Source organism: Carbonatibacter coralli (genome assembly GCF_039592655.1).
Classification (GTDB): domain Bacteria; phylum Pseudomonadota; class Alphaproteobacteria; order Kiloniellales; family Kiloniellaceae; genus Carbonatibacter; species Carbonatibacter coralli.
The window spans coordinates 220,526-242,976 of sequence record NZ_JBBUTJ010000005.1; the positions used below are offsets into that span (position 1 = coordinate 220,526).

General features: G+C 50.7%; 24 protein-coding genes. 2 read left to right on the plus strand and 22 right to left on the minus strand.

Annotation, left to right across the window (positions count from 1 at the left end; genetic code table 11):
* The 21 genes from AAAH10_RS12905 to AAAH10_RS13005 form a co-directional block, all read right to left on the minus strand.
* A complete protein-coding gene (locus tag AAAH10_RS12905; RefSeq protein ID WP_343564203.1) occupies window positions 1-1,488 on the minus strand; it encodes a capsular polysaccharide export protein, LipB/KpsS family in 1,488 nt (495 codons plus the stop codon).
* A gap of 53 nt (window positions 1,489-1,541) precedes the next feature.
* Window positions 1,542-2,222, minus strand: a complete 681-nt coding sequence (locus AAAH10_RS12910; RefSeq protein WP_343564204.1) for a formyltransferase family protein — start codon at window positions 2,220-2,222, stop codon at window positions 1,542-1,544.
* A 32-nt stretch (window positions 2,223-2,254) separates the two neighbouring features.
* Window positions 2,255-3,325, minus strand: a complete 1,071-nt coding sequence (locus AAAH10_RS12915) for a glycosyltransferase family protein (protein ID WP_343564206.1) — start codon at window positions 3,323-3,325, stop codon at window positions 2,255-2,257.
* Window positions 3,315-4,325 carry a Gfo/Idh/MocA family oxidoreductase gene (locus tag AAAH10_RS12920; RefSeq protein ID WP_343564208.1) on the minus strand — a complete coding sequence of 337 codons (1,011 nt, stop codon included), beginning with the start codon at window positions 4,323-4,325 and terminating at the stop codon, window positions 3,315-3,317. The genes AAAH10_RS12915 and AAAH10_RS12920 overlap by 11 nt, the downstream gene beginning before the upstream one ends.
* 1 nt (window position 4,326) lies before the next feature.
* Window positions 4,327-5,073: a cytidylyltransferase domain-containing protein gene (locus tag AAAH10_RS12925; RefSeq protein WP_343564210.1), complete on the minus strand. Its 747-nt coding sequence runs from the start codon at window positions 5,071-5,073 to the stop codon at window positions 4,327-4,329.
* Complete coding sequence (locus tag AAAH10_RS12930) at window positions 5,070-6,347, minus strand: DegT/DnrJ/EryC1/StrS family aminotransferase (RefSeq protein ID WP_343564212.1); 1,278 nt, start codon at window positions 6,345-6,347, stop codon at window positions 5,070-5,072. The genes AAAH10_RS12925 and AAAH10_RS12930 overlap by 4 nt, the downstream gene beginning before the upstream one ends.
* 3 nt (window positions 6,348-6,350) lie before the next feature.
* On the minus strand, window positions 6,351-7,085 hold the full coding sequence (locus AAAH10_RS12935) for a cytidylyltransferase domain-containing protein (RefSeq protein WP_343564214.1): 735 nt from the start codon (window positions 7,083-7,085) through the stop codon (window positions 6,351-6,353).
* Window positions 7,082-8,020, minus strand: coding sequence for a polysaccharide deacetylase family protein (locus AAAH10_RS12940; protein ID WP_343564216.1), 939 nt, complete (start codon window positions 8,018-8,020; stop codon window positions 7,082-7,084). Before AAAH10_RS12940 ends, AAAH10_RS12935 begins: the two co-directional genes overlap by 4 nt.
* Window positions 8,017-8,772, minus strand: coding sequence for a formyltransferase family protein (locus AAAH10_RS12945; RefSeq protein ID WP_343564219.1), 756 nt, complete (start codon window positions 8,770-8,772; stop codon window positions 8,017-8,019). Before AAAH10_RS12945 ends, AAAH10_RS12940 begins: the two co-directional genes overlap by 4 nt.
* Window positions 8,773-8,776: 4 nt before the next feature.
* Complete coding sequence (locus tag AAAH10_RS12950; RefSeq protein ID WP_343564221.1) at window positions 8,777-9,814, minus strand: class I SAM-dependent methyltransferase; 1,038 nt, start codon at window positions 9,812-9,814, stop codon at window positions 8,777-8,779.
* Between the two features lie 24 nt (window positions 9,815-9,838).
* The gene (locus AAAH10_RS12955; RefSeq protein WP_343564223.1) at window positions 9,839-10,840 is read right to left on the minus strand and encodes an N-acetylneuraminate synthase family protein; all 1,002 of its coding nucleotides are present in this window, start codon (window positions 10,838-10,840) and stop codon (window positions 9,839-9,841) included.
* A 1-nt stretch (window position 10,841) separates the two neighbouring features.
* Window positions 10,842-12,245, minus strand: coding sequence for a glycosyltransferase (locus tag AAAH10_RS12960; RefSeq protein WP_343564225.1), 1,404 nt, complete (start codon window positions 12,243-12,245; stop codon window positions 10,842-10,844).
* Between the two features lie 26 nt (window positions 12,246-12,271).
* On the minus strand, window positions 12,272-13,144 hold the full coding sequence (locus AAAH10_RS12965) for a class I SAM-dependent methyltransferase (protein ID WP_343564227.1): 873 nt from the start codon (window positions 13,142-13,144) through the stop codon (window positions 12,272-12,274).
* Window positions 13,145-13,163: 19 nt separating this feature from the next.
* Complete coding sequence (locus AAAH10_RS12970) at window positions 13,164-14,273, minus strand: N-acetyl sugar amidotransferase (protein ID WP_343564229.1); 1,110 nt, start codon at window positions 14,271-14,273, stop codon at window positions 13,164-13,166.
* Between the two features lie 17 nt (window positions 14,274-14,290).
* Window positions 14,291-15,037: an imidazole glycerol phosphate synthase subunit HisF gene (hisF, locus tag AAAH10_RS12975; RefSeq protein WP_343564231.1), complete on the minus strand. Its 747-nt coding sequence runs from the start codon at window positions 15,035-15,037 to the stop codon at window positions 14,291-14,293.
* A complete protein-coding gene (gene hisH, locus AAAH10_RS12980; RefSeq protein ID WP_343564233.1) occupies window positions 15,027-15,695 on the minus strand; it encodes an imidazole glycerol phosphate synthase subunit HisH in 669 nt (222 codons plus the stop codon). The genes hisF and hisH overlap by 11 nt, the downstream gene beginning before the upstream one ends.
* The gene (gene asnB / locus AAAH10_RS12985; RefSeq protein WP_343564236.1) at window positions 15,680-17,545 is read right to left on the minus strand and encodes an asparagine synthase (glutamine-hydrolyzing); all 1,866 of its coding nucleotides are present in this window, start codon (window positions 17,543-17,545) and stop codon (window positions 15,680-15,682) included. The genes hisH and asnB overlap by 16 nt, the downstream gene beginning before the upstream one ends.
* On the minus strand, window positions 17,533-18,144 hold the full coding sequence (locus AAAH10_RS12990; RefSeq protein ID WP_343564239.1) for an N-acetyltransferase: 612 nt from the start codon (window positions 18,142-18,144) through the stop codon (window positions 17,533-17,535). Before AAAH10_RS12990 ends, asnB begins: the two co-directional genes overlap by 13 nt.
* 18 nt (window positions 18,145-18,162) lie before the next feature.
* The gene (locus AAAH10_RS12995) at window positions 18,163-19,104 is read right to left on the minus strand and encodes a Gfo/Idh/MocA family oxidoreductase (RefSeq protein WP_343564241.1); all 942 of its coding nucleotides are present in this window, start codon (window positions 19,102-19,104) and stop codon (window positions 18,163-18,165) included.
* A 105-nt stretch (window positions 19,105-19,209) separates the two neighbouring features.
* Entirely contained in the window at window positions 19,210-19,701 is a 492-nt protein-coding gene (locus tag AAAH10_RS13000; protein ID WP_343564243.1) for a transcriptional activator RfaH, read from the minus strand.
* Window positions 19,702-19,703: 2 nt separating this feature from the next.
* Window positions 19,704-20,321, minus strand: a complete 618-nt coding sequence (locus AAAH10_RS13005) for a hypothetical protein (RefSeq protein ID WP_343564245.1) — start codon at window positions 20,319-20,321, stop codon at window positions 19,704-19,706.
* 275 nt (window positions 20,322-20,596) lie between these two features.
* On the opposite strand from AAAH10_RS13005, the gene rpmI reads away from it, so the two are divergent.
* The gene (rpmI, locus tag AAAH10_RS13010) at window positions 20,597-20,797 is read left to right on the plus strand and encodes a 50S ribosomal protein L35 (protein ID WP_343564247.1); all 201 of its coding nucleotides are present in this window, start codon (window positions 20,597-20,599) and stop codon (window positions 20,795-20,797) included.
* Between the two features lie 30 nt (window positions 20,798-20,827).
* Window positions 20,828-21,187: a 50S ribosomal protein L20 gene (rplT, locus tag AAAH10_RS13015; RefSeq protein WP_343564249.1), complete on the plus strand. Its 360-nt coding sequence runs from the start codon at window positions 20,828-20,830 to the stop codon at window positions 21,185-21,187.
* 67 nt (window positions 21,188-21,254) lie between these two features.
* Here the strand turns inward: rplT and AAAH10_RS13020 are convergent, their stop codons facing one another.
* Entirely contained in the window at window positions 21,255-22,364 is a 1,110-nt protein-coding gene (locus tag AAAH10_RS13020; protein ID WP_343564251.1) for a glycosyltransferase, read from the minus strand.
* Window positions 22,365-22,451: the final 87 nt, after the last annotated feature.

Genomic DNA, 22,451 nt, shown 5'->3' on the forward strand with positions numbered 1-22,451 from the left:
TTATTTTCCTGCAGAAGCCGTTCTGGTTTGGCTTAGGAGCTTGATGAAGTAAGCAGCTATGGCTTTGGTTTCTTCCCACTCCACAGGTTTAGGTAAGGCCTTCCCCATAATGAGACCTTCATCTTCGATCGGGGTCCCCAGGCTTTTAAGGGCTTCCTGAAAAGCTGTTCCGCTGGAAATGAAAGCCGGATTGGGTTTTCCTTTAGTAAAATCCGGATCCATGAAAGCTGATCGGGTTTCCTCATAGCTTCTGGCTATTTTAACGTGAGGCAGAAAGTGTCCGTGGAAATGGGGATGGAACGAGAGTACAGGATTTCCCTCCACAGCGGCCTGGAAACCTACTGTGCTGTTGATTGTTGCAATCACATGAGCTCTCTTCGCCAACTCCTCACCACTTTCCAGAATGTTGGCTTTCATGATGTTTGGATATCTCTGCACACGCTCCCAAAAACCTTCAGGCCGGCGTGCCGTGAAACCGGGGTGTTCCTTTACAATGATACGCCAGTTCGAGGGAATAGTTTTGGCAAGCCAGTCCAGACAGGTTAACTGGTTGTCTGTCATGGCTGATTCTGCCATGAGGCTTGATTCAGGCTCCACATGGAGAGGAAAGAAAACGTAAGGCCTGTCGAGGGATTTCATCACAACGGGATTACTGAGTTCCTTCGCCCAGGCTTTTCGTAACAGCCATGCTTCCTTCAGGCGGTCAGAGAGAAGATAATTGCCATAGCTGTATTGCCTTTTGTGGTAGATGTCTCCGGCTTTCCTGCGCAGTGCTTTGTACCAGATACGCAAGACATGTTTATAGCTTGCATTGCGCTGAGCATTGGCAAGGGCTTTTTTAACACGGTCGTTTCGTTCCAGCTCGGAAACGGCTGGAGCTTCGGCAGAATTGCCCGAAACAATGTCCTGGGCGCCAAGTCTCTGGTTATAACTTTCCTCAAGATCGTAAGGTGTGTAGGCCTTGTCTTTTGCCCAACACAGAGCATTTCCTGCTCTGGAGAGTACTGGTGCCATCAATGGAATGTTTGAGGCCTTGCAAACATCAATCGCTGCTGTGGAGACAATATTCCCGATGATGGAGATCAGGGCAATTGGTTTGTGCTCATCTACTTTGGCAGAAAGCTGTGTGATCAGTCTTTCTGCAATATCAATACTTTGATCGTAGTCTGTGCTTATCCCGTAGTGAGAGCGCATGTACTCTGCGCCCGTGACGAAGCTTTTCCCCAGATGCCGGTCAGAGCGGACAATCTCTGTCAGGGGAACTCCGAGCCTTTTTTCAATCGTCTGCACGCGTTTGTGAAAATCGTCGTCTAAAAAGCTGCTTTTGGGGCGAGGGATAAGTGTTTTTTTCAGGTCGATAATTTCCACAAAGTCGCTTTCGTGGAAATCGCGTTTTTCCATGCCGGTCATTGACAACTTGAAATCGTTGACAAACAGGACAGTTTCTATGCCGTGTTCCTGCTTTAATGTGCGTGCAAAACGTCCCATTAGAGAGGAAAAGGCACCTGAATGAATCATAAAGATTTTGGATTGACTGAACATTAATTTGTTTCTGCCCGGTTCTGGATCTGGTTTTCGATAAATTTAATTCGTTTGGAGGTAAATGAAGAAGCATTTCCTTCTTGCATCAGGGCTTTATAGTACTCAAGTGCAGCGGCAATATCCTGTTCGCACCTTATGCCGAAAAACAGTGAGTTGGCTTTTTCTCTGTTTGGCATTTGCGGGAGTCTCTTGGGTTTTTCTGCTTCAAACTCTAAACCTGATCCCAGAAAATCTGACCGTGTTCTTGTGGGGCCAGACCAATCTTCTCCATTCGGAAGCAGTTGGTTGTGGTAAAGATTTGAAAGATTATCCTCCAGAAGGCTGAGCATTTCGATCTCGGCTCGTATTCTGAGTTCTTCTGCTGAGAAATTTCGGACTGCAAATTGTCGTGTTCCCAAAATTTTTCCTGCGTCTACTTTGGGAGTCATGAAATGCAGCGTGCAGCCAAAATGCGATGCTTTTGCTTCCTGTGCCCAATAGTGAGGATCCCGACCAGGAAATAGGGGAGTGCCCGGATGAAAATTATAGGCCCTGCTTGCTTTGTTCAGAATGCGAGGAGGGACAACGACACCTGTCGAAAAGCCAACAATAACTGCTCCCTGGGTGATTTTTTCTTCCAATTCTTGGAGACTGCTTACTGCGAAGCTTTTCAGCCCTGCTTCTTCTGCAAGAAAGTTCATTGTGTCCACAAGACCTGTTCTCGTGAGGAAAATCAACATTGTATAATTTGCTTTATTACGTCGGACAGCTGGGGTCCGTTTGGGTGTTTGATGTGGGGGGAGGCGCCGAGCAGTTCTGTTTTTATGGCTTCCTTGCTGCTGGCAGAGCTGATCTGGCACAGTCCGGCCTCGTCAAGGAGTGTCCGGTCGGCGGGATCAGGCAGTATCGCAAAGGTCCTTGTACCCAGCAGCATTGCTTCATGCAGCAGAATACTGGTCAGACCAATACAGAGATCTGCTGCAAAAACCGCTTCGTAGGGACTTCCGCCCTTACTGAACTGATCGGTTTCTGCTTGATAGGGGGAAAACTCTTCCAGAATGTTTTTGGGGTGAAGACGGACGACGACGAAACTCTCCGGGACAGCTGCAGTGCGGGCATCAAGCAGCTCTTCCAGCGCAATGAGGGTTCTTTCTGTTGTGCCGCCGCGCCCTTTAAGCAAAAAGTGTTCATTCAGGCTGTAGCGTTCGCTTTCCAGTCCATCCGATAGCTCTGCAATAAAGAGGATCACGGTTTGCTCTTCCGTTGCATCCGGAAAAACCCTGCGCCGTATCCTGTCCTTGCCCTGACTTTCCAGTTGCTGGCGCAGAGTTGAAAGACGAGAGATAACAGGGTGTTCACACAGAGCGATCCGGTTAGAAGGCACGCCAAGTTCGTTAAAGCGATCGGCAGTTTCCCTTGATGGCAGGATCAGAAGATCCGGGAGGTATTGCAAGGGGTTTGTTGAATGACCTTTAAAACGATGCGCTGCTGCTGCCGGTCCATCGACAAAGCCAGCTGTGGCAATGTTCTTCTTTTGGCAGATCTCGGTCATCCTGAAGGTAAAGGTTTCCCGGTTTTCTGCGGTGCCCAGCAAGACAAGGTCGTACTGCTCCAGGCGGGCGGTTGCTTCTTCAGCCGTACAGTAAGGGATTGATGCTGATTCCAGTTTTTCGCATGCAAATCCCTGGGCACAGAAATCCAGTTTGAAAGAACTGCTGTCAAGTTGTTCCGGCAGGTCTGTCACGAAATTTACAGCTCCGGGGTCCTCGACACAGATCAGAATTTTCCGGACATCAGACAGCAATGATCGTACCGCCTTTTCTTGCTGACAGGAGCGCCTGGTTGAGCAGTTTTTCCTTGCGGAGTGCTGCAGAAGCGGGGCTGAGAAGGCCGGCGTCGGGGTCTGTCACAGACTGATAGAGGTTGTCATAAAGGCTGGTGAGAGCTCCGAGTGTTGAAAAGGGAAGCGTGGTCATCTGATCCCAGGCAATCTCGTGAGCATTGTCGAGTGTTCTGTTCTCTGAAACCGGGAAGAAGTAGCTGTTAAAGCATTCCTGGGCGAAGCTGATGCGGCCTCTGGTCCCCCAGAGATCAAGGCTGACTTCACGATAATGTTCAAAGTCGAGAGGCTGCAGGGTGATGACAGCACCGGAAGCCAGTGTCAGAGCCAGAGACAGTCTGTAATCGCCCGGGATCGGTGAATGTTCAAGCCTTTCAGCTTCTGAAAGCGCCTGGACTGCCTGGATCGGGCCGAGCAGGAATTGTATAAAGTCAACAAGATGGGAGCCGTTGTTGAACAGTCCATTACCATAGAGAGCAAAGCCGGTCTGGAAAGTTCCAATTCGTTTTTCCAGTTCTGAACCTTGAGCCAAAGCCAGATAATCCTTTACCCCCCGACGCCAGAAGTTGACCTGAACCTGAATGTTACGACTTTCGCACTGATCAAGAAAATGTTCTGCCAGATCCAGGTCGGGGCCAAGTGGTTTTTCAAGCATGATGGCTTTGAGGTTCGGGAATGTATCCAGAAGGCTCTGACGGGTGTGGGCAGGAGAGGTGATCACAGCAGCTTCGTAGCTTTCCTTGTCCGGAACACTGTCGAGTGAGCTGTGACAATGGGGGATCGCATACACACCTTGCGCTCTTTCAAGAGCGTGAGGATCAGGGTCAACCACGCAATCCCAGCTAAAACGGGGTGTTTTTTGCAAGGCCAGAGCATGGCACGGCTCGCCGTGAAGACGCAGCATGTGGGGATCTTCCCCAAGACTGTCAGCTATTGCACCAAAACCTGTAATCAGGGTTCTCATACTAGGGTCTTACAGACTTTTCTTCGCAGGAGGAATTGATTTCAAGAAGATCAGGATGGTTGTCCAGATAGGGGATAAGATCCTCCAGATCAAAGTCGGTTCGTCCAAGCTCTCTGCCGAGGTCACGGTAAATCCCCCGAAGCAGTTCGAGGTCTTCCGGATAATCCAGAACCAGCCTGTAGTCAGGACGTTTCCATGCAGATGGAGCGACAAGGTTGATCACGTTATAGATTTCCGGATTTTCGTAGAAATACAGGGAAACATGTTCCCTGACAGCGGGATCTGTAATGGTTTCGGCAACTTTTTCGAGCGCTGTGAACCTGAAAACCTGAACATCAATTCCGTTCGGGTAGCTTTCGTGGCGGATCGTGCTGACGACATCACAATCGTTTTGCAGGAATGTTTCGACCCCCAGATCAAGCACTTGCGGGCTAATGAGCGGGCAATCTCCACACAGTTCCACAACAATATCCGTTTCGAGTGTTCTGTGGGCCTGAACAACGCGGTCAAGCACGTCCTCTTCACTCCCCCGAAAGACGTGAATGTCGTTTTTGCGGGCCCATTCGGCGATGGGATCATCGTTGGAGCTGTCCGTTGTCGCAATGATCAGATCGTCAATTTTCTGGCTGCGCCTGATACGTTCGATCATGTGTCCAAGAGCCGGGCGCCCGGCAATATCCATAAGGACTTTGCCGGGCAGGCGGGAGGCGCCCATACGTGCTTCGATACTCGCTATGACACGACTCATGGAAGTTTGACATCCTTCAACTGGTCGAGATTGTCATAAACCTTGAGAACCGCTGCGATCAGGTCGTCAATCTGTTCGTCGGACACTGAGTAGTTCGGTGGCTGGAACTGGATGATCTCGTTCTCGTAAAGACGCTCTGCAACAGGGCACAGGCCTTTTGTGTATTGGCGATCGGTCAGGGTAAAGGGAAATCCATCCCGTCCCATTGCGATGCGTTTCTGGAAAAGAGGCAGCATATAAATGGGCTCGATATAGCCGGTTTCATTTTCGAAGCCTTCTGCGAGCAGGGCCTTGCTGAGAACATCGCGTGGAACGCCGGTCCGGCTTTCATCGTAACGCACAGTCCACATGTAGTAGTTATGACGTGTGTCTTCGCGCTCCTCGGGGACCGTCCAGCCGGGGAGGTGTCTGGTTGCCGCGCTCAGACGCTTTGCAATGCGTTCACGATACTGGACATGGGCTTCAATGTCGGAAAGCTGTGTCCGGGCGACGGCAGCTGAGAGTTCTGTCATACGCAAATTCAGGCCAAAGCAGTTCACGAGATCATCGCAACCATAATCCAGTGCAACGTTCTCTCCGTGGTTTCTGATGAGTGCCATGCGATCTGCCAGATTGTCATCCTGTGTGACGCAGATACCGCCTTCTCCGGAGTGGATGTGCTTGTGATAGTTCAGGCTGAAAATGCCAATGTCCCCCCACAGGCCACAGTATCTGTCTGCCAGTCGTCCCAGTGGTGCCTGTGCATTGTCCTCAATGAGTTTCAGACCGTGTTCGTCAGCAATCTGGCGCAGCTCTTCAAGGGGGGCAGGATTGCCAAACAGATTGACCACGATTATGGCTCTGGTTTTGGGGGTAATCTGTTCGCGTACCTTTTGGGGATCAAGGCAGAAGGTATCCGGGTCAATATCGGCAAAAACCGGAATTCCTCCGTAGAGGAGTGGTGCAATCACAGTTGCGGACATTGTAACTGGCGGGACGATGACTTCATCACCCGGAGAAATACCGATCGCACCGATTGCGGCATGAAGGCCGGAAGTTGCAGAGTTTACCGAGATAGAACGTTTTGCGCCGTAGAGTGCAGACCATTCTTTCTCGAGGGCCTGAACCTGTTCCCCACCCATGAATTTGGGTCCGGGGCTTCCAAAAAAACCGGAAAGGACGCCGCTTTTCATGACGTCCATAACGGCATTGATTTCCTTGTCCTGAATGGAAGGATAGGCTGTCAATGGCTGGGACAAGGCTGGTTTCCCTCCCAGAAGGGCCAATTCTGTCATCGTTTAATCCTGTTGTTCTTTTGCGTGCTGTTGGTACTTGTGCCAGTCCATGGCAAGGCTGCAAACCTCATCCAGCTTTGCGGTTATGCTCTGTGTGCCCAGTTTGCCGGCAATGTAGCGGATTTTCTCAAGATCTTCCGGAGTGTCAATGACAAGGGAAAGCTTTTTGGGCCACGGGGTCTTGTTCTGGACGGGTTCTATCCTGAAGGCTTCTACGTTGTTGTAAAAGAAGCGAGTCACATGCTCGAGGTCGTCAGTGTCTGTCGTGTCCCGGAGAATTCTCTCAAGGGCAGAAGTTCTTACAACTTCGACTGTCGCGCCGGCAGGCCAGGTTTTGCCGGGCGTGGTGGTTGTCAGATCTGCATGTGTTTCATGATGAAGCTGCAGGGCTCTGTCAGCGACTTCCCAGGGACTGAATGGCCTGTCCCCACAGACGCGCAGCCAGTTTTCAAAACCGTGCTGCCTGGCACAATCCAGTGCGCGCCGGGCGACGTTTTCCAGTGATCCGCGAAAAATCCTGTAACCTTTGCTGGCAACAAAATCTGCCAGCGGGGTGTCACTGCTGTCTGTGCTTGTGGCAAAGACAATTCGTTCCCGTGGAATGGAGAGTTCAATGCGTGCCAGAACGCATTCACTCAGTGTTTGGCCTTCGATGTCCATCAACATCTTTCCAGGCAGCCTGGAAGAGCTCATTCTGCCAAAGACGATGGCGCCTGTTGTTGAGGGTATGGAATTCATCGGGCCGGAATGTGTTCCGCATCGGGAAGGGGAAAGGCGGTTCCCATAAAGCCCACCATGATGCGCTTCAGTCTGAAGGGGTCCGAACCGGCAGAATTCGTTCCGTGCATGGCTGACGGGCAGAGGGTGATTCCGTGCGCTTTCAATCTGTCGATAACGGTCTGGTTAAAGTGTTCACTCTGTCCTTCGGGATAGGAATAGTCGCGAATTTCTGCCCCGAGTTCTGAACGCAGAGTGTCCAGACATGCCGTGATCTCGAACTCCAGTTCGTCCGGGGCCAGATAGGACATGATCTCGTGATTGACCGTATGTCCGCCAATCTCGAGAAGAGGTGAGGCATGAAGCTCCCGCAATTCATCCCAGGACATCATCTGATAGTTTTCAACACCGGACGGCTCGACGGTTGACTGGCATGCCTTTTCCAGCTCGAGAAGGGTTTGATCCCGTTGCTCCGGAGGCATGGTTTTCATGCGTGTCTTGATTGCTACAACAGAAGTAATTTTTCGTTCGTCTGAAGAAAGATCCAGGGTGATTCTGTTTCCTTCAACACTCAGCTCTATGGCTTTCAGGGGGCTGGTGTTAATGGCATGTTCAACGCGATCAACCCAGAAAAGGCGACTGGTGTTGATGAAACCTGTTGATATGTAGAATGTTGCTGGTATCCCGTGCTTCTCAAGGATGGGGCGGGCTACAGAATTGTTGTTTCGGAAGCCGTCATCAAAGGTTACAGCAACGGTGTTTGGTGGAAGTTCAGTCTTCTCCTGAAGAGCCTGGGACATGTCCTGCAGGGACATGACATTGGCATGTTCTTTGAGAAAGGCCATCTGTTTGTCAAAGGCCGCTGCCGAAACATGTTTACCGGAAAAGTTTTCTATTCCCTCAGACGGAGTTGCCGTCACACCGTGATAGAGCAGAATTGTGGCTTCCGAGGTCATGGCTGCCCTTCTGAAGACATGAAGGTTTTCTTTTTGAAAGCCGTGAATTTGTCTGCAGCTTCCATTTTCTGTTCCAGTGTCATGGCGGAAAAATAGGGACCTTTTTTCAACTGTGGCTTTCCGGAGATGATCGCATTGTGTGATGTTGCTTCTTTCAGAACATCCTCGACCATATCTGTTGCCATGACGGATGTTTTATATCGAATATGATATATTTCGTCTTCCGGCGACAGCGGCATGGTGTCCTGCCGGAGGATGTGACCGGTATCGAGTTCGGCATCGACAGAGTGGATTGTGACGCCGATTTGATCAAAAGCATCCTGGTGAATTGCCCAGAGATCTGAGTCCAGTCCCCTGTGATACTGCGTTAAGCCCCTGTGCACGTTAATGGTCCCCAGTCTGGGAACGGAAAAGACATCCGGTTTGATCTTTCCGGTGCCAAAGGAAATGCCAAGATCCGGTTGCAGTGCTTCAATGTAATGCGCCAGTCCCGTTTGGTTTACATCGTGAACAGAAACGATTTTTTCTTCGTCTTCTTTGGCAAGCTCTGATGACACACCGTTATAGTCCGGGTCGAAAAACCTGTCTTCAAACCTGTCTTCCTCTTGCAGGAAAAACGGACCGGTCGCGAAGGGTTTGCTCAGTTTTTTCCGTTCGTACACGATTGCTGAAAAATGGCAGCTTTTGCGCAGACGATTGATAAAATAGGTGTGGTGTTTGGTGGGAGTCGTAAAAAGGACTACGCGAAGCATGTGATCAGTGTGCCCGAACCAGCATGTGAATTTCAGATGGCATTTCTGCTTTGTCCATCACGGCCTGCATATCGTCTATAATCGGTAACATCATCTGTTCCCAGAGAGCTTCGGCTCCCTTGGCACCTTCTGTGTTGGCAATTTTCATCCAGATCATGCGATAAAAATCAATAACATCCGCACCGAACCACCATTCTGCCTGTGGTTTGAGTCCGAATTCTTCCAGCACATGGTAAAGTGATTTTTTTGTGTAGAGATGTGTGTGCCCGTTTGTGAGATGACGGGGCGCAAATTCCTGGAAAGCCAGTTCAATAAAGGACGTCGGGCTGAAAAGGGGAACAGCAATAAAGGCGTACCTGATAGATGGGTTCCGCTGGATTGCAGCCAGTGCTTCTCTGGGGTTCTGGATATGCTCAAGAACAAAGACCAGGGAGAGAACATCGGCTTTTGAGTTCTCGATCATTGGAATGAACTGGTCCAGTTCATGGCTGATCAGCAGCTCTTCCCCCATCAGACTGTTTGCAGCCTCTACCTGCGTTTCTGAAGCTTCAAAACCCTTTACCCTTTTGCAACCCGCTTCTCTCAGAGATGAAACGAAATGGCCTGTTCCTGCTCCAAAGTCTTCAAAGAGCAGTTCTTCCGGGATCTCGCCGGCGTCCCTGAGGGAGTTGAGCAGGAAATCCGCTTTAGGCCTGTAAATGAGATCCCGTCTTTGTTCGTAGGCTTCCTTGTCCTTTGCTGAATACATGGCAGCAAAGATCTGTGTTTGGTCCTCTCCATAAACGGCATCACAAAAGGCATCACTGTCTTCGTGCAGGCCATTGAGATGCGAGCAGGTTTCACAGATAGTGTAATCAATCCCGTGTTTGGTAAAGATTTTGGGACCAAGAGGGGTTTCGCAATTTTTGCAGTGAAGCCGTTTTTCCTGCTGGGTGTAGATGTCAGCGATTTTCAGGCTTTCTTCCAGAAGCATTTTGTCTTCATCAAAAAACCATTTCTTGGCCTTGAGCCATGGTGCTGCAGGTTTGCCGTAAACTTTCATTGTCCGTTCCCTGTTCACGTCTGCTCAGGCCAGATCTTCTTTGCGGATCAGCATGCCCGCTTTCAGATCCTTGTTTAATTTCTGACCTACGACTTCGGAGAGCTCGCCCCGCAGTCCCCAGGCAGGACGAAGCCAGGTCAGGTCTTCAGCTGTGACGGGCTGACCGGCCGGAACATCGCGAAGTAGTCCGATAGAACGGCGCATGTGCTGTTCCATCTGGGCATCATTTTCCTGTCCCCCCACACGCTGGTATTGTCCCAGATAGCTCTCCGCCTGACGGATGTTTTCAACCAGAACCCCGAGATCATCGGGATTTGCTGAGAGCAGGTGGTCGTGGAAGGTCTGATCGGTGTTGCGATAGGTAAAATGCTTCTCCACGGCACAGGCACCGGCGGCGACGGCCAGTTCACAGGCCTTGGTGCCGAGGGTGTGATCCGAATAGCCGATCGGATAGTTAAATTCGTCCTTTAGCCAGAACAGGTTGCGCAGGTTGGCATTGTGCGGTTCTGTCGGATAGTTTGAAACACAGTGCATCAGCATGAGGCCACCGTCTTCCCTGACTGTTGGCCAGACGCTCTCGACAGCTTTTACAGCCTCCCGGATTTCTTCAGGAGAGCCGAGCCCTGTTGAAATGATCATTGGCTTGCGCTTGGAAGCGACGTGTCGAATGAGCGGGAGGAAGGTCAGATCGCCAGAGGAAACCTTGAAAATCGGAGCAATCCGGTCCAGAAAATCAACATTTCCCAGTCCAAACGGGGTGGAAAAGAACATCACCCCTTCTTCTTTGGCAATTTCCGCCAGCCTTGAGAACTGTTCTTCGGAAAGCTGGAAGCCTTTGGTACGCTCGTAGCGTTCGGGCTGTTCCTTTGAAATGTAATGCTCAATTGAAAAGGTCTGGAACTTTACAGCGTCAGCCCCCTTGCTTGCCGCGTTGCGTACAAGCTCGGCAGCGACGTCAAAATCACCTTCGTGATTAACGCCGATTTCAGCAATGATAAAAGTCTGGTCAAGCTTGTTGAAGTTCATTTTAAGCCTCTTTTTCAGGGGTAAAGCCTGTAACATTCTGCTCCGCAAGGAGTTCTGCCGTTGTCCAGTCCCATGCGGTTATGATCGAGTGTGAGAACTGATAGTCCATGACGATGTGGCCAACCGTTCCACTCACGAGGGATCCGTTTTCCTGCAGGAGTGATGTCTTGGTCACTTTCAAATCGCCGACCTCGCGGAAAACGGCCTCGGTTTCCAGACGCAGGCGTGTGCTGTTGCGCAAGGGATGCAATCCGGATCCATCATGCCTGTAGAAGGTGTCAAGCTCGGGGCGAACGGCAATGACGCTGTCTGTTTCGAACAGTGCCATCATGTCTACTGCACTGTCCAGATGTCGGGGCAGACGGAAAGGGGACTCAACAAAGAGAGTCATGACGGCCTCGGGCAGCGGTTGCCCGTTTTGTGTGTAAACCGTATCCAGTGCGGCTTTGACTGCATCGGCAGGGGATGTGTTTAGGCGGGCCATATCAAGATTGCGTTTGACGGTCCTGATTCTGTCACCATAAAGCTCATGCGCCAGATCCAGAACCTCATCATCCGGAGAGGTGATAATAACTTCGGAAATCCGCTCCGCAGCCAGGGCCGGGTCCAGGCTCCACTGAAAAACATAGCGATCTGTCAGTTTGCGCAGTGCGATTGAATGACTGTCAGCTGCGGAACCACGAACAGGGATGACGACGGGCAGGGACTGTATCTGTTCGGTGCTCTGGTTTTTCTTTTCGATAATCCTGGCACGGGTTCCCAGCAGGCGGGGTTCGTTTCTTGTCAGGCTTGATGAGTGCTGGCGATAGAAAAAGAGCGGCAGATTAACATTTTCCACTCTGTAATGATCAATAAAGCGAACCCAAAGATCGTAGCCGTCCTGACATCTGAATTCTTCGTCATAACCACCCAGTTCTTTCAGGGCATCAACGCGGATCATGGTACAGGCACCATGGGCCGGCTGGTCCATCAGGGTGACCTCGTTGAAGTTGTATCGTCTGACGATTTCCAGGATATCGCCTTCTTCACTGATTTCGTAGTAATCAGGGAAAACAAGACCAATGCCGGGCTTCCGGTTGAGAACGCCGGAGAGAATTTGCAGGGCATGGGCTTCCAGAAAATCATCAGCGTCCAGACGCATGATGTATTGTCCGCGTGCCATGGAAAGGGCAACATTGTTGGTGGCATTCAACCCCTTGTTCTGCTGCAGAACAGTCCGGACCTTGGGGTGGTTTTCATATCGTTTGATGATCTCGTGGGATTCATCTGTCGAGCCATCGTCTATGATCAGAAGCTCGAAGTCCTGGAATGTTTGCGTCAGAACGCTGTCTATGGACTGTTCCAGAAAACGTCCATAATTATAGTTTACCAGATAAACAGTTATGCAGGGGGAATGATCAGTCATTAACCAGGTCGTTGTTCTGTTTTGTGTCAGGCATCTTTGTAGAATTGCTGTGTATCCTGATGCCATCTTTCAAAGAAGTTGATGACATCATCGGCATTGTCCCGTTTCAGCGGGATTTCCCGGCCTTCAGGCTCCTTGCGGGCAATGGAACAGAGCGTATCATGATCGATAAAGCGATTTTCAAAGATGGTCTGGAAACCGCATTTGCCCAGAATGGAGTGTTGGGCATTTGCGCTGAAGCGGAAGCAGTGTGTGTCCAGAGCCACACTTGTTCCGAGGTAGTAATGCAGGGGTTTCTTGAAAGGGACCAGAATTCTGCTGCTGGTCGACAGGAGGATGTGTCCTCCCGGTTTGAGAAGGTCATAGGCAGCCTTGAGCATCCGCTTCGGGTCTTCGCAGTTCTCGAGCGTCCACATCACAGTAACGACGTCAAAGCTTTCGTTCTGAAACTGCTCTGAAGCAATATAGTCTTCAATGGTGCCTGCAAAGTTGGGTATCGCGTTCCTTGACATGATCTGGCAGTTTGTCTTGCTGGGCTCAATACCAAAGACATCAGCATTGTATGGAGCGTCCCGGATGATCTCTAGAAACTGACCTTCGCCTGCGCCAATGTCACATACCTTTTTCCCGGCGAGTGGCACCTGTATGTCGAGGTTTTCGGACAGGAAAAAATGACGTGATTTCATGTAGGGAATTCGGGCTGTGTAGTGATCCCCAAACAGATCGTCACTCCAGTCCTTGGCGATGTCTTCAGCTGATCTGCGGCTTTTGACAAAGACAAAACCGCAATTACCGCAGGTGTGGAGAGGAGTGCCGCCAAGATACTGGGCGGTTACGTCTATTGGTCTGGCATCTTCAGAACCACAGATGTCGCAAGGGTAATCTTTGTGCGTCGTCATTTACTTTTTTCCGATGGGGTCAAACCAGGGGATGGATGAGTTGCCATCCCTTGTCTGTTTCAGTGAAAATTTCCGAATTGCGATGCAGGTCGATGATTTTTCTGCACTCTTCATCACTCAGATTCAGATACTCAAGCTGCTCACGATAATAGGTGTGCGGGAACTCGTCGTCATAGAGTTTGGCAAATTCCAGAGCCTTCTCCCGACTCAGATGATTGTTCTGGACCATTCTGGAGCCATCGCGGACAGCACGACCAAAACCGAACTTGATATACTGCATGTAGTAATAAAGCGTATCAATCTTGTCATCCAGGCTGTCAAAATTAGTAAAGGTGCCGTCAGTTCTGCCACCCGGTGCCGTCATGAAGTCAATGTGCTCTTTTACGTATTCGTAGTTTTCATACATGCTCCACTTGAAGAAGTAGGCAAAGTAAAGTGCTTTAATTCCCAGGGCATCAATTTCGTGCTGTTCCGGATAAAGATACGGGGCCAGATCCTTTTCCTCGACGGTTTCGTCCATCCAGTTCCAGGCGTCATCCCCGACAATGTGTTCAATGACCTCTGTGAAGTCCTTGATTTTCATTGCCTCTTCATTGGTAACGCGTCCGCCATACTCGCTTTCACCGTGCTCGGCATAAAAAACGAGGGGGATTTTGTAGCGGACAGCAGCCTGTAGGGGCGCAGCCTCTTTGGTTGCTTCCCAGTGAACCTTCGGGTTGCCGCGCTCGATAAAAAATCTCTTGGCCAGATGGCGGGCCACCTTCTGGTTTGGCCGGACCATGACCTGGTCAAAGCCGAGCTTGAGCAATTCTTCCCTATTGTGTTCTGCAATTTCGTTCGGGATTAGCGGGGAAGCCGTAACCAGAAGCGGATTGAGCCCGAATTCGAATTTGAGTTTCAGGGCAATTGCTGTTGAGTCCTTGCCTCCGCTCCAGGGAACGATGCAATCGTAAGGGCCACTTTCCGGCCGGAAGCGCTCGACATAATCCAGAAACTCTTTTTTGCGCGCATCCCAGTCGATTTCTTTCTTTCTTTCAGCGTTGTGGCACGCATTGCAGATTCCTGCTTCGTCAAAGACAATGCGAGGGCGCGAGCTGGGAGTCAGGCATTTGGAGCAATATTTGATCACGAGTGATTTCCGGTATTTTACATGCGAACAGAAATGCCGCGCTTGTGGAGGAAGCTTTTGGCGCTCTGAATGCTTGTTTCTGTAAAGTGATAGATGTTCTGGGTACAGACCCCTGAAGCGTTTGTCACGTCAAAAGCATCGGCGACGTGTTTCCAGTTGCCTGCTCCGCCCAGAAGCATGACAGGTATGGAAACGGCATCGCAAACCTCTTTGCAAAGCTCCAGGTCAAATCCCTGCAACCAGCCATCCCTGTCGATTGAGGTCAGGAGAATCTCTCCGGCTCCGAGAGCCTCTGCTTCCCTTGCCCATTCAACGGCTGTCTTGCCCGTCGGGACCGAGCCGAAGTCCGAATAGACTTCATAGCGGTTGTCCTCCGTCTTTTTGGCGTCTATTGAGATGACTGCACATTGTGAGCCATAGAGCTTCGAGACTTCGGTGATCAGCTCCGGGTTGCGGACCGCCCCTGTGTTCAGGGCGACCTTGTCAGCGCCGAGGTTCAGGAACTCCCTGACGTCTTCAAGCGTTCGAATGCCGCCACCTGCCGTGATTGGGACAAAGGATTTGTAGGCAACATTCTCAAGTGTTTTGAAGAAGTTTTCCTTTTCACCCTGTCCGGGTCTGGTGACATCCATAACAACAATTTCATCAATGGAGCTCAGGTCCAGAAAGTTCTGGGTGTAGCGATAGTCCGGGGTGAACAGCTTTGTTCTGAAAAGGACACCGTTGTTGAAGGTGAGTGCAGTGATCAGACGTTTACGCAGCATGTGTTTCCTCTGCGTTCAGGAAATTTTTCAGAATTTGCAGTCCTGTCAGCTGGCTCTTTTCAGGATGAAACTGTGTTCCGAAGACATTGCCGTTTTCTACCGCGACAATGAATTCTGCCCCGTAATGACAGGTTCCGGCAATGATCTCGCTCGGCAGGGCGTTTTCCTCCCTGTGCATTGCAAAACTATGAACGTAGTAGACAAGGGGACTGTCGCCGGTGTCCTGAAAGAGAGTGCTGTTTCTGTTCGGAATTGTATCGTTCCAGCCGACATGCGGTACTTTCAGCTGTTCGTCAGTTGGTTGAATGCGGCTGATGGTGGCGTCAATCCAGCCAAGTCCCTGTGTGGCGTCGTGTTCCGTGCTGCTTTTGGCCAGAAGCTGAAAGCCGAGGCAGATGCCCAGAACATGTTTTTTTTCGGTAAGAACCAGATCGTTCAGGATGTCGACAAGTCCGTATTTTTCCAGATTGGCCATGCCATCCGGAAAGGCGCCCACACCCGGCAGGATAAGTTTTCCTGAAGCCCGGAGAACTGCCGGATCCCGGGAAATTACGGGAACATGTCCGCATTTCTCCACAGCTCCTGCGACGGAGCGGAGATTACCCAGACCATAGTCAACAATGCAGATTTGCTGATTTTCCATCAAGCGGCCAGCCATTCACGTGTGTTGATATCCAGAAACAGTTTGGTGGACAGAACCGAAAAAAGGAATTTTGACAGACTGTTGGTGCTCATGTCCTGTTCGAGGAAGGAAGACATCATTGGCCTGTCAACCAGCTCAAAGAGTCTTGAGCTTTCATCACAAAGCCAGTCTTTGTTTTCCTGATTCTTGCTGTCAAAAAGCGTGGTGATTGAGGCATTGAAGCCACGCTTTCTTTTGTCGAGCCTGACGGCATCGGGGAGGAAGCCTGCGGCTGCTTCACGCAGAAGGAACTTTTGCATGCCGTTGCGTATCAGGTGTCTGTTTGGAACCTGGAAGGAAAACTCTGCAAGCTTGCTGTCCAGAAACGGGGATCTGTTCTCGATCGAATGCCGCATGGAGTTTCTGTCATCTTCTTCCAGCAGAACAGGGAGAATTTCATGACGCTGTTCGTTCAGCATCCTGTTGCGCAGTATATTCCGGCAATAGCTGCTTTCCTCAAAGTCCGTTTCGACCCGGGTGAGCATCAGTGAATTGAACAGATCCCGGTTGAGGAAAATATGACTCCTGTTGGCAGGGTCGTTCACAAAGCTCATCGGATCTTTCAAAACCGGATTGCGGACATGGCGACCATAGCCTTCATACCATTCGGAGGCGAGCTGATCAAAAACCGGAGAGTGAACCTGATCTGCCAGCCAGAAATTGTAATGATCGTAATAGCCGGTAAAGAGTTCGTCCGCGCCTGAGCCGGATATGGCAACCCTGAAACCATTCTCGGCCATGGCTTCAGAGAGGAAGTCATGAATATAATAGGATACTGTCGCAACAGGAGCTGCGTTTCCTTGGACCTGTCGGGTTAAGCGCTCAAGGAAACCGTCCCGGCCCAGATAGATATTCCGGTTGTCGCAATCCAGGGCCGCCTGGGTAATGGAGAGAGTATCCCATTCGTTGTAGCGTTCATCCTGATCCAGGATCGAGAAGGTGTGGATGTTCTGGTTAAAATGCTTTGATGCGATTGTTGCAAGAGCGCCGGAATCAACTCCTCCGCTCAGGCAAAAAGCAAGCGGTACATCCGAACGCAGTCTCAGTCGGACAGCCTCGAACAGGCGCTCCCTAGTGCCTTCAATGGCCTCTTCAAGGCTCATGCTTTCATCCGGATTGTAGTCCAGATCCCAATAGGCCCTGGGTGCGATGCTGTCCTTTCCGCTTTTGAGGGTTTGGGCTGCTCCGGCAGGCCAGATGTAAATGCCCTTGTACCAGCTTTCCTCGTGATCGGAGTCCGTCTCCTTGTGAATGGATTTGAAGCCGTTCACAAGAAAGCGTCCGGCCTTTTCAAAATCGGGTTCGAAGAGCCGGTCGGCGAGGGTAAAAAGGACGCGGATGTCGGAAGAGAAATAAAAGTTTTCTGCATCTCTGGTAAAATAGAGAGGCTTTTCTCCAAAGCGATCCCTGCTGACATGAAGCGTTCCGCTTTCATGGTCGAGAATGACAAGGGCCCACATGCCTTCAAGTCTTTGATAGCAGGAATTGCCCCAGTGGCGGAAGGCTTCGAGTAAAACTTCTGTATCCGTGTCCGTCTGAAAGGAAGCGCCTTCGCGCTTCAGGCTCTCGCGCACTTCCCTGTAGTTATAGAGTTCACCATTAAAGCAGAGCGTAAGGTTGCCCTTTGTGAAGGGTTGTCTGCCATTCGGGGAAAGATCGATAATTGACAGGCGTGTGTGAGCCAGAAAGACACTTTCATCCCCTGATGTGTTTTCGTGCAGGACACCATTGCAGTCAGGACCTCTGCTGTACAGAAGATCCAGAACCTTCTTTTCCTGAGCGTCCGAGGTCGAGCCTGCGCCAAATCGGCCAGCTATTCCGCACATGCCTGTTCGTCTTCCTTGTTCTTACGGATTTTTTCGCGGAGCTGCTGGGTTGCATCCAGCATGTATTCGGTACCTTCTTCCGGGCAAACCAGATCCGGACCAAGCTTTCTGCCAGCCCTGCTCATCCAGCCAATCTGTTTCGCGGGCACTCCGGCCATCAGGGCATGCGCCTTGACATCGCTTGTGACGACGGCCCCGGCTGCAATGAAACAAAATTCCCCCAATTCGTGACCACACACAATCGTGGCGTTTGCTCCGATTGTAGCGCCTTTTCTGACGGTTGTTTCAAGGAACTCGTCCTTGCGTTCGATGGCGGCCCGCGGATTGTTCACGTTTGTAAAGACACAGGAAGGACCGCAAAAGACGTCATCTTCAAGATGAATGCCTTTGTAAAGGCTGACATTGTTCTGGATTTTGCAGTTGTTGCCGACTGTTACAGATGGGCCGACCATTACATTCTGGCCCAGGACGCAGTTTCTGCCAATCTGAACATCCCCGAGAATGTGGCAGAAATGCCAGATCCTGGTGCCTTCACCTATGAATACACCGTCGTCGATATAGGAGCTTTCGTGAACGAAGTAAGGTGTGTTTCGTTTCATGGGGCTGACGTTTTTTGTTTACAGGTGTCGGGCACAGTAGGGGTGCTGTTCCCCCTGATTCGGGGTCAGTTGGCGATGACGAATATCTGCAACCAGTTCAATCGAGTGTCTGGTTTCTTCAAGCCCGAAACCTTCGCCACTCAGGATGTGTTTGTAGCTTTCTGTGTGCAGATCTGTAAAGCCGCCCGAGAACTCGATTTCCTCGTTGTCGACTGTTATTGAGCGATAGGTCGGTTGCTTGCCAGCGACCTGTTCCGGCAGGTCCTTGCTGTCCACTGACAGGAACCATCTGACACGCGCCTGGGCGTATTCCAGATAACCGGCTGCCCTGTTGTTTTCACGAATGTGGACCTTGTTGCTTTTGAGGTCCCCGAAGATGTAGCCGAGCATGTCATAAAAATGGACACCGATGTTGGTTGCAATGCCACCGGATTTGTCTTCGTTCCCTTTCCAGGAAGTGTGATACCAGCGCCCCCGCGACGTGATGTAGGTCAGGTCGACATCAAAGATTTTGTCGGGATTGGCACGGATTTTTTCTCGAAGCGAGATGATTGCAGGATGAAGGCGCAATTGCAGAATGGAGTAGATGCGTTTGTCGCACTGCTCTTCAATTTCCATCAGGGCATCAACATTCCAGGGGTTCAGAACAAGCGGTTTTTCACAGATCGCATGGGCACCAGAGCGCAGAGCAAAGCGGGAATGGGCATCGTGCAGATAGTTCGGGGAGCAGATGCTGATATAGTCAATGGCTTCGTTCCGCCTTCTGAGCTTGTCTATATGGCGATCAAAGCGTTCGAATTCAGTGAAAAAACGGGCTTCTGGAAAGTAACTGTCAATAATGCCGACGCTGTCGCTCGGATCCAGTGCTGCAAGCAGCCGGTTGTCTGTTTCCTTGATGGCTTTCATGTGTCGGGGCGCGATGTAGCCGGCAGCACCGATAAGAGCGAAGGTTTTTGTCATGAGTGTTTTCTTGTCTGTCCGTTCAGGAAAAGCCCGTCAAGGCATAGCTACCGCACTTCGGGTGAACTGATGTTCTTCCCAAATCTTTGCTTTTGTTTGTTTTTCTCAGCCCGCGGGCGTGAGTTCCAGGCTGGACGCCTGGATTTTTACCTGCTTGCCCAGCAAGTCAAATAAAACTGATACTCTGTCCTTGTCAATCATCTGGCAGAGTGTTCCGATTTGCTCTGAAAAAGGTCCTCGCAGGAACTTCACGGCTGTTCCCGGTTTGAGTTCCGGATTCAGGAGAGCTCCTTCCTGTTCCTCTTCCTGGAGCGAAGTGATGAATTCCTTAGGGACTGTCGGCAGGAAGTTCCCCTGGGTGATGAGATGTTTAACGCCAAAGGTGTTGTTGATCTTGCTCCAGCCCTGTTGCTTCCTGTCGAAGGAAACGAAAAGATAACCCGGAAAAAGAGCCTTTCTCTTTACCGTTGTTTTCCTGGCGTGACGGCATTTTTTCATGAAGCAGGGCAGGTAAACGCTGTAACCCTGTTTGGTCAGGTTTTCCTCGGCCCGTGCTTCCTGTTGCGGGTGTGTGCTGACGACGTACCATTTCTTCATTTTCATGACTCCACTGTGTTGTGGTGGATTTTCAGAAATGGCGGCGTTGCAATCATTTCGGGAGATGCAACTTTCGAAATGGTTTCGTCAAAGGTACCCTGTGGGTTCCGGGAATCGCTCAGAAGGAGCAGATCATAATCGTGAAGATCGGAAAGCTCCCGGTGAACCGGAATGTTGTTGATTGATTTCTTTTCCGTCAGGGGGCAGACAATTGCCGAAATGGTCACTTCTGCATCCCAGCTGGCCATGATGGCGATTTCGGCAAGTTCGCCACTGCCGAGCAAGACAATGGATTCCTTGTTCTGGCTTTTGGCCCTTAGTAGAAGAGAAGCGTATTCCTGCTTCGCCTTTCGGAAAAAATTCAGGGAGGTCTCAAGGTATTCTATGATGAGGCGGCTTTTTTCTGAAAACCCTTTGGGAGTCAGATAGTAGCTGTACCGTTTGTATGGGGCTGATTTGGCCTTGATATACCCTTTGTGTATGGCTCTTTTGAGCAGGGTATTTGTAAAACCGATAGAGATGCCGATCCTTTTTGCAAGTGACATCTGGGATATGATCTGAGCTTCTTCAAGTGAATGAAGAAGCTCAATGTCCGCCTTGAGATCGGTTTTGGGTGGCATTGATTCCACTTCCCCCTTGAGCCTTTATCAAGAGCATTTAGAGGGTAAAAAACTTGAAAGTCAAGTATCATTCACATAGTGAATTTCAGAGTTTGAATGATTGGGTTTTCCGGGGACCCTAATTGAATCAGGCAAAAGGTTTGTCTGCTGTTCAAGAAGGCTTGCAATCCCGGTAAAGCGAGTCTATAAGCCCACTCTGTATATAGAGGTGGCTTGGGCCAAAGGGTATGCCCCGTCGCCGCAACAGCAACCTGCGTTGATGAAAAGGAAAGAAAATGCCCAAATTGAAAACCAAATCCGGTGCTAAAAAACGTTTTAGCCTGACGGGTTCCGGGAAAGTAAAGTGCGGCCAGGCGGGTAAGCGCCACGGCATGCGCAAGCGTCCACAAGACATGATTCGTTCTGCACGCGGCACCACAACTCTGTGTGAAGCTGATGCTCGTATCGTGAAACGCAACTTCCTGGTTAACGGCTAAGCCCTCAGGTTATTAGGAAAGCACTGAACAATGGCTCGTGTAAAACGTGGTGTGACAGCACATGCTCGTCACAAGAAAGTAATCAAACTGGCTCGCGGTTATCGCAGCCGTGGCAAGAACGTCTTCCGCGTTGCGGTACAGCGCCTTGAAAAAGGCTGGCAGTATGCATACCGTGATCGTCGTGTGAAGAAACGTACATTCCGTGGTCTGTGGATCCAGCGTATCAACGCTGGTGCGCGCCTGCACGGTTTGACTTACTCCCAATTCATGAACGGCGTGAAAAAAGCTGAAATCGGTCTGGATCGTAAAATCCTGGCGGATCTCGCTGCACGTGAACCTGCTGCATTTGCGGCGGTGATCGATCAGGCGAAAGCTGCGCTGGCGAAGTAATGTATCGCTGAAAAAGTGAGTGGAAAGCGGGTTTCCTGATGGAAGCCCGCTTTTTTTTGCTGTGGGATCAGGAAAGCATCAGCTCTGAATAGCGGCCGCAGATTTTCCTGATATCAAAGTTTTCGACAATATACTGGCGGCGTTCCGGAGATTTGAGCTTTTGTGCCTGTAGCTCTTCGAGCAATCCAAGAATGTTCGAGGAGAGAGTTTCAGCGTCCTGCTTTGGAATAACAGTACCGTGCCCGGCCAGAAGATCCCGTGCATCTCCGACATCTGTCGAGATACAGGGAAGCCCAACCGCAAGGGCTTCACCCAGAACATTCGGGAAGCCTTCGCCATAGGCGGAGGTCAGGATAAAGGTGTCCATCGCATTGAGCAGGGCATTGATGTCCTTGCGCCGTCCTGTGCAGATGATCTTCGTGCGTTCTGCTTCTGTGAGGTCGAGTTTGTCGGTGTCCGCGCCAATCAGTAAAAAGCGAGCTGCCGGATTTTGTGCCAGTACAGTGCGGGCTGCTTTTAGCAGGGTCGGGTAATCTTTCTGAGGATCGTTTCGGGCGACTGTTCCAATGATGGGTGCATCCTCGGGGATGGAGAATTCGTCTCTGACCTTCTGTCCCAGTGCCTTGTCAGGGTAAAAGCTTTCAAGATCAAATCCATTGGGCATGTACGTCCATCTGGGTGGAGTATAGCCAAGTTTTTTGTGGGCTTCTATCCCGGCCCGGTTGTTGCTCAGGATTTCACGGGGGAACCGTGAAAGCAGGGCCAGGGTCCTGACCACCAGATGGGTGCTCGGAGAGTATTTTGAAAAGTCGATATCCGAGCAGCGGAGGTTCCAGGCAAAGTCCTTATGTCCGGTCATCAGGCAGGCCAGAGTGCCCATCAGATCTGCGTGATAGAGCCAGGACATGACAAAAGCCGGTTTGCGTGTCCTGATCAGGGAACGAATTTCAAGGAGTGCCCTGAAAAAGGATTTGTTCGGCATTTCGAGGCAGTGAAGTTCCACACCTGCGGCAGTGATTGCCTCGCCAAAGTGGCCCCTGTTTTTCAGGCAAACGACAATCACGTCCTGCCCGGTGCAGGCCTGATGTGAGGCGATCTGGGACAACATTCTCTCGGCACCGCCAGCATCAAGGCTGTTGATGATATGAACAAGGGGGGCGGAAGAGTGTGAAATCATGAAGTGCGGTGTGGTTTGCAATGAGGCCGTTTAATGGTGTGAAGGTAATTTTTTTTCCACGGAAGGGCAAAGAAAATGTTGTTGAAA